This window comes from Kocuria sp. CCUG 69068, assembly GCF_020833785.1.
GTDB classification, from domain to species: Bacteria; Actinomycetota; Actinomycetes; order Actinomycetales; family Micrococcaceae; genus Kocuria; species Kocuria rosea.
Window position 1 is genome coordinate 1 of sequence record NZ_PDDL01000148.1, and the last position, 6,393, is coordinate 6,393.

The window sequence follows — 6,393 nt, forward strand, 5'->3', positions numbered from 1 at the left end:
CCGCCGGCGCCGCCTGAACCCGGGAGGTCAGGTCAGATCCAGGCGCCGGCGGCCGGAGGCCAGGGGTCAGGGAGCCCGCACCGCGAGAGCGGGCGCTCCCTGGCCCCTGAGCACGTCCGCGAGGTCCTCGGCCGCGGCGGCGTCCGCCACCAGGTGCGCCACCGTGGGCCCGGACCCGGACACGAAGCTCGCCAGGGCGCCGGCGGCCGCGCCCGCGGCCAGCACCGGCCCCAGCTGCGGCGCGAGGGACAGGGCCGCGGCCTGCAGGTCGTTGGCCAGCAGCGGGGCCAGCTCACCGGCCGCCCCGGCGCCCAGGACCGCCTCGAGATCGCCCGGCAGCCGCGGCGCCGGGACGTCCTGATCCGCGCGCAGCCGGTCCAGCTCCGCGTAGACGGCGGGCGTCGACAGGCCCGCCTCGGCCGCCACCAGCACCAGGTGCAGCGTCGCCCCGACCGCCACCGGGCGCAGCCGGGATCCCGTCCCGGTGCCGACCGCGGCCCCGCCCGTCAGCGCGAACGGCACGTCGGCGCCGAGACCGGCCGCGAGCTCCAGCAGCGCGTCGTCGTCGAGCTCGGGCTCCCCCGAGACGCGGGCGGCGAGCCGGTTCACGGCGACCAGGGCCGCCGCGGCGTCCGCGGAGCCCCCGCCCATGCCGCCGGCCACGGGCACGGCCTTGTCGAGCTGCAGGTGCAGCCCGCCCGCCAGGGGCGGGAAGCGGGCGAGCACGGCCTCGGCGGCCCGGACGGCCAGGTTGGACCCGTCGGTGGGCACGGCGTCCAGGGAGAACGTCCCGCGGTCGAGCTGCTGGGCCACGAGCGAGCCCGGGACCGCCGCCACGCCCACGGTGGTGCCGGCACCCCGGGTCAGCGTGGCCGTCACGGTCTCCCCCGTGCTCACCGCGCAGTACAGGCTCGCGACGTCGTGGTAGCCGTCCGAGCGCGGCGGGCCCGCGGCGAAGAACAGGTTGACCTTGCCGGGCGCGCCGGCGCGCTCCGTGAGCAGCACCGCGGTCATGCCCCGCGCACCCCGGCGGTCAGGCCCGCGGCGGCGCCGGCCCGCGCGATCCGGGCGAACTCGTGGACGTCCAGCTTCTCCCCGCGCTCCCCGGGGTCGATCCCGGCGGCCTCGAGGATCTCGCCGGCCGCCGCGGCGGAGCCCGCCCAGCCGGCGAGGGCGGCCCGCAGGGTCTTGCGCCGCTGGGCAAAGGCGGCGTCCACCGCGGCGAAGACCAGCTCCCGGTCCACGTCCGCCACCGGCTGCTCGCGGCGGACGAAGCGCACCAGCCCCGAGGCGATCTTCGGCGCCGGCCAGAACACGTTCTTCCCGATCGTCCCGGCCTTGGTGACCTCCGCGTACCAGGAGGCCTTGACCGACGGCACCCCGTACACCTTGGAGCCCGGCGCCGCGGCCAGCCGGTCCGCGACCTCCTCCTGCACCATGACCAGCCCGCGGCGGATCGAGGGGAAGCGGGCCAGCAGGTGCAGCAGCACCGGGACGGCCACGTTGTAGGGCAGGTTCGCCACCAGGGCGGTCGGCTCGGCGGGCAGCTCCTGCACGCGCATGGCGTCCTGCTCGAGCACGGTCAGCCGTCCGGCCCGCTCGGGGCGCAGCCGCTCCACGGTGTGCGGCAGCTGCGCCGCCAGCGGGGGGTCGATCTCCACCGCCACGACCTGCTCGGCGGCGTCCAGCAGCCCCAGGGTCAGCGAGCCGAGGCCCGGTCCCACCTCGAGCACCGTCTCGTGCTCCCCCAGCCGCGCGGCGGCGATGATCCGCCGGATCGTGTTGGGGTCGATCACGAAGTTCTGCCCCAGCGTCTTGGTCGGCCGGATCCCGAGCTGCTCGGCGAGCGCCCGGATCTCCGCGGGCCCCAGCAGGGCGCGGGCGGCGGGCTCTGGCGCGGTGGATTCTGTCACCGCCCCATCGTATCGGCCCGGTGCCCTGGCACCCCTCGCCCCCCTCCTCGCCGCCGAGTCCCCCATGGGGTCGCAGTTCCCCCCGTTCGATCCAGGGGATTTGCGGCCCCCTGGGGGACTCGGCGCTCATGCGGGCCGGCTTGAGGTCAGTGTGCACTCGCCGCGCGCAGGAGAGCGGCCTCGATCCGTGCCAGAGTCGCCGCCGGACGATGCACCACGTCGTTCCATCCCACGCGGATCACCGTCCACCCCAGCTCCTGGATCTCCACCTCGCGCCGTCGCTCGTCGCGCAGCACGGCTCGGAGCGTGGCGGCCCCGGCGTACTTGGTCTCGCCGTCGAACTCGAGCACCAGCCGGTGCTCGGGCCAGGCGAAGTCGGCCCGATAGGACCCGCTGCGGCCCTCGATGACCCACTGCAGCCGCGGCATGGGCAACGACGAGTCCGCCAGCAGCAGTCTGGTCAGCGTCTCGCCGACGGACTCCGAGCGCGGATCCATGGCGGCGAGCACGGACCGCGCCCGCCTGACCCCGCGCCGGCCGGCCCACTGCGGGAGGCGCTTCTCCAGGCGGGACCGGGACACGCCCACATGGTGGGCCTGATCCGCGATGACCACGGCGTCGGTGAACGGCAGCAGCCTCGCGCAGTCCAGCAGGGTCCGCTCCGCCGAGGTGACCCGCAGTCCGTCCACCGCCACGACGTCCGCGGCAGCCAGGACGGCCTCGTGGCGGACGACCGACGTGTAGCCGTGGTGGGTGCCGCGCTCCGGCGGCGAGACCGTGTGGATCCGGGACGGGACCCGTCGCAGCCCCAGCCCGTGCACCACGGCCGCCGAGGCCAGGCAGAACACCGGGGTCACGTGTGCCGCCCGCGCGTAGGCCCGGTGCTTCAGGAGCACCTGCTGCTCGGGGGACAGCTCGCGGTACCGGCGCGTGTCCACGAAGTAGCCGGGGTGGATGCGCTGCAGCCGTCCGTCCCGCACCCGGCGGCGGACCTCGTGGCTGCTGAGGCCGTGGTCGAGGAGGTCGGCGGTGCTCTGGAGCTCGATCATGCCTCGTGGATAGCAGCGCCTGCCTCCCGCCGGGACGACGCGACCGGCCGGTGTGGACACGGGCACCGGCCCACTCTGGGTGGGGAGAAGGAGTCGAGCTGCGCCGAGTCCCCCGTGTGCTCGCAGTTCCCCCCGATCGATCGGGGGGAACTGCGAGCACACGGGGGACTCGGCGGGGGCGGGAGCGCGAGTGAGGGGAAACGGGGGCGCCGCGGGTCAGAAGGGGCCGTACACCTCCAAGGTGTTCGCCCAGAGGCGCTCGCACAGCGGCTCGAGCTCCTGCTCGAGGATGCCCGCCATGCCGCGCACCGTGTAGTTGACCACGTAGCTGGCGTTGGGCCGGCCCCGGTACGGGTGGGGGGTGAGGAACGGCGCGTCGGTCTCGGTGAGCACCAGCTCGGGGCGGGCGGTGCGCAGCGCGGCCTTGAGGTCGTGGCTGTTCTTGAAGGTGACGGTCCCGGAGAAGGACATGTACCAGCCGTGCTCGTTGCAGGTGCGCGCGAGCTCCTCGTCCCCGGAGAAGCAGTGGAACACGGTGCGCTCGGGGGCGCCCTCCTCCAGCAGGACGGCGACGACGTCGGCGTGGGCGTCCCGGTCGTGGATCTGCAGCGCCTTGCCGGTCTCCTGGGCGAAGCGGATGTGCTCCCGGAAGGACCGCTTCTGGTGCTCCCGCCCCTCTCCCTCGGTGCGGTAGTAGTCGAGACCTGTCTCGCCGAAGGCCCGGACCCGCTCGTGCTCCCCCAGGGAACGGATCGCGGCGAGCGCCTCGTCAAGGGTCCCGGCGGCCGCGAGCTTCGGCGCCTCGTTGGGGTGCAGCGCCACGGCGGCCAGCACCCGGGGGTCGGCCTCGGCGGCGGCCACGGCGAAGCGGGAGGAGGGGACGTCGCAGCCGACCTGGACGAGGCCGCCCACCCCGGCGAGGGCGGCGGCGTCCGCGGCGTCCCGGACCGAGACCTGGACCCGGCCGTCCTGCAGGTCGAGGTGGGTGTGGTTGTCGGCCACCGGGTGCGGCAGCGGCTCCGGGGCGGGCGGGTAGGAGAGGTTGCGGCGGCGCCCGTCGTCGGCCTGGGCGGAGCGGCGCCGGGTGCCCTCTCCCGCGAGGACGTCCTCGGGCACAGCGTAGTGCTCGGGCTCGTAGGCGGCGGGGGCCGCGCCGGGGGCGGGAGCGGGGCGGGCGGCGGGGTCGGGCCACAGGGAGGCGGCGAGGAGGGTGGCGTTGGGGTCGGTCACGGGCGGCACCTCAGGAGGTCTCGGGGAGCGGATCGGGAAAGAGGACGGGACAGCGGACGGGAGAGCCGACGGGAAACACGCGGGCACCGACCAATCTACGAGCTGGGCCCGGGCAGACATACTGGGAGCTGCAGACGCGAGCAGGAAGCCGAGGAGACCATGGAGTCCTTCCCCCAGTACACGCAGGCGATCCTGGACCGGATCAACGCGGTGATCGACGGCAAGCCGGAGGCGGCGCGCACGGCCCTGAGCGTGCTGCTGGCCGGCGGGCACCTGCTGGTCGAGGACGTGCCGGGCGTGGGCAAGACGATGCTGGCGCGCACGCTGGCCACCGCGATCGGCGGGACGGTCTCGCGCGTGCAGTTCACCCCGGACCTGCTGCCCACGGACATCACGGGCGTCTCGGTCTACGACCAGGCCCGGCGCGAGTTCGAGTTCAAGCCCGGCCCGGTGTTCGCCAACGTGGTGATCGGGGACGAGATCAACCGGGCCTCGGCCAAGACGCAGTCCGCGCTGCTCGAGTGCATGGCGGAGGGCCAGGTCACGGCGGACGGCACGACCTACCGGCTGTCGACCCCGTTCATGGTGGTGGCCACGCAGAACCCCGTGGAGATGGACGGCACGTTCCCGCTGCCGGAGGCGCAGCGGGACCGGTTCACGGCCCGGATCTCGATGGGCTACCCGGACACCGCGGCGGAGATGACGATGCTCACCGACCACGGCGGCGGCTCCCCGCTGGAGGGCCTGCAGCCGGTGGTCTCCCTCGAGGACGCTGCCCGCCTGGTGGCGCACGTGCGCGGCATCCACGTCTCGGACGCGGTGCGCGCCTACATCGTGGCGCTGGGTCAGGCCACGCGCTCGCACCCGCAGATCCGGCTGGGCGCCAGCCCCCGGGCGCTGCTCCAGCTGCAGGCCGCCGCCCGCGCGGAGGCCGCCCTGAGCGGGCGCGAGTACGTGCTGCCCGACGACGTGCGGGCGGTCGCGGTGCCGGTGCTCGCCCACCGCCTGATCCTGGACCGCCGCGCCGGCACCGACTCCGCGGAGGAGCTGGTGCGAGCGGTGCTGGACGAGGTGCGGGTCCCGGCCGAGCACACCCCCCGGACCCGATGAGGCGCCGGCCGGCGCCGGGGCGCACGGCGGAGGGCGAGCGGGCGGAGCAGCCCGTGGACTCCCGCGCCCGGTTCACGGGGCGCGGCTGGGCCTTCCTGGGGGCTGGCGCCCTGTGCCTGCTGCTGGCCACCTGGCTGGGCCGCAAGGACGTGCTGGCGCTGGCCCTGTTCCTCGGCGGCGCCCCCCTGTTCGCCGCCCTGTCCCTGTACGTGGTGAAGCCCAGGGTGCTGCTCAAGCGCGGCGTGGACCCGGCGCTGGTGACGGCCGGGGACTCCGCCGTGGTCCGGCTGCGCGTGCGGCACTGGACCCGCCGCGGCGGGACGGTCACCGGGGCGGTCGCCGTGCACGAGACGGTCCCGGAGCCGCTGGGCGGGGACCGCGAGCTGGTCGTGGAGGCCGGCGGGGAGCCCGCCGCCTACACCGTGCGCCCCCGCCGCCGGGGCGTGTACGCGCTGGGGCCGGCCACCGTGCGGGTGGCCGACCCGTTCGGCCTCGCCGCCGAGCTGCTGGACGCCTCCGAGCGCACGTCCCTGCACGTGGCCCCGGACCCCGTGGAGCTGCCGGAGATCAGCGCCGACCGGCTGCGGGAGTCCGGCACCGACCCGTCCCGGACGGCGCAGCCGCAGCCGGGCCCGGACAACGTGACCACCCGCGAGTACCGGCACGGCGACCCGATGCGCCGGGTGCACTGGGCCGCCTCCGCGAAGCACGGCCGGCTGATGGTCCGCCAGGAGGACCCCCGCAGCACCCGCCGCCTGACCCTGGTCCTGGACCGCGACGAGACCTCCTGGCCCGGGGAGCGCCTGTGGGCCGGCGTGCTCCCCAGCACCGCCGAGTTCGAGTGGGCCGTGTCCTTCACGGCCGCCGTGCTCGAGCACCTCACCCAGCGCGAGACCGCCCTGCACGCCCTCGACACCTTCGGCCGCCCGCTCCCCCGCGGTGGCGAGGACGACGACGACGCTCCCGCCCGCACCCGCGCCACCGCCGTCACCGACGACGGCGCCGAGGACGCCCGGCACGGGCTGGCGCGCGTCCGCCCCGAGCCCGCACCCCGGGAGACGGGGCCCGGCGGGACCGCGGAGGACGCGCTG

At 75.8% G+C, this 6,393-nt stretch carries 6 protein-coding genes; 2 read left to right on the forward strand and 4 right to left on the reverse strand.

The features are described 5' to 3' along the window. Positions 1-66: 66 nt before the first annotated feature. From CRM73_RS17615 to CRM73_RS17630, 4 genes are all read right to left on the reverse strand, one after another. Positions 67-1,014, reverse strand: coding sequence for a 4-(cytidine 5'-diphospho)-2-C-methyl-D-erythritol kinase (locus CRM73_RS17615; protein WP_229588630.1), 948 nt, complete (start codon positions 1,012-1,014; stop codon positions 67-69). Beyond that, positions 1,011-1,913, reverse strand: coding sequence for a 16S rRNA (adenine(1518)-N(6)/adenine(1519)-N(6))-dimethyltransferase RsmA (gene rsmA / locus CRM73_RS17620; RefSeq protein WP_017832382.1), 903 nt, complete (start codon positions 1,911-1,913; stop codon positions 1,011-1,013). Before rsmA ends, CRM73_RS17615 begins: the two co-directional genes overlap by 4 nt. A gap of 146 nt (positions 1,914-2,059) precedes the next feature. Beyond that, positions 2,060-2,962 carry a type IV toxin-antitoxin system AbiEi family antitoxin domain-containing protein gene (locus CRM73_RS17625; protein ID WP_229588631.1) on the reverse strand — a complete coding sequence of 301 codons (903 nt, stop codon included), beginning with the start codon at positions 2,960-2,962 and terminating at the stop codon, positions 2,060-2,062. 216 nt (positions 2,963-3,178) lie between these two features. Continuing rightward, positions 3,179-4,192, reverse strand: coding sequence for a TatD family hydrolase (locus CRM73_RS17630; RefSeq protein WP_229588632.1), 1,014 nt, complete (start codon positions 4,190-4,192; stop codon positions 3,179-3,181). A gap of 159 nt (positions 4,193-4,351) precedes the next feature. On the opposite strand from CRM73_RS17630, the gene CRM73_RS17635 reads away from it, so the two are divergent. Then, the gene (locus tag CRM73_RS17635) at positions 4,352-5,302 is read left to right on the forward strand and encodes a MoxR family ATPase (RefSeq protein WP_017832385.1); all 951 of its coding nucleotides are present in this window, start codon (positions 4,352-4,354) and stop codon (positions 5,300-5,302) included. Next, on the forward strand, positions 5,299-6,393 hold a 1,095-nt coding region (locus CRM73_RS17640; RefSeq protein ID WP_229588633.1), incomplete at its 3' end, for a DUF58 domain-containing protein. The genes CRM73_RS17635 and CRM73_RS17640, both read left to right, overlap by 4 nt.

Excerpts from the sequence above, each read along its gene's own strand:
- CRM73_RS17615 (WP_229588630.1), bottom strand. The coding sequence starts at position 1,014 with ATGACCGCGGTGCTGCTCACGGAGCGCGCCGGCGCGCCCGGCAAGGTC.
- CRM73_RS17625 (WP_229588631.1), bottom strand. The coding sequence starts at position 2,962 with ATGATCGAGCTCCAGAGCACCGCCGACCTCCTCGACCACGGCCTCAGC.
- CRM73_RS17635 (WP_017832385.1), top strand. The coding sequence starts at position 4,352 with ATGGAGTCCTTCCCCCAGTACACGCAGGCGATCCTGGACCGGATCAAC.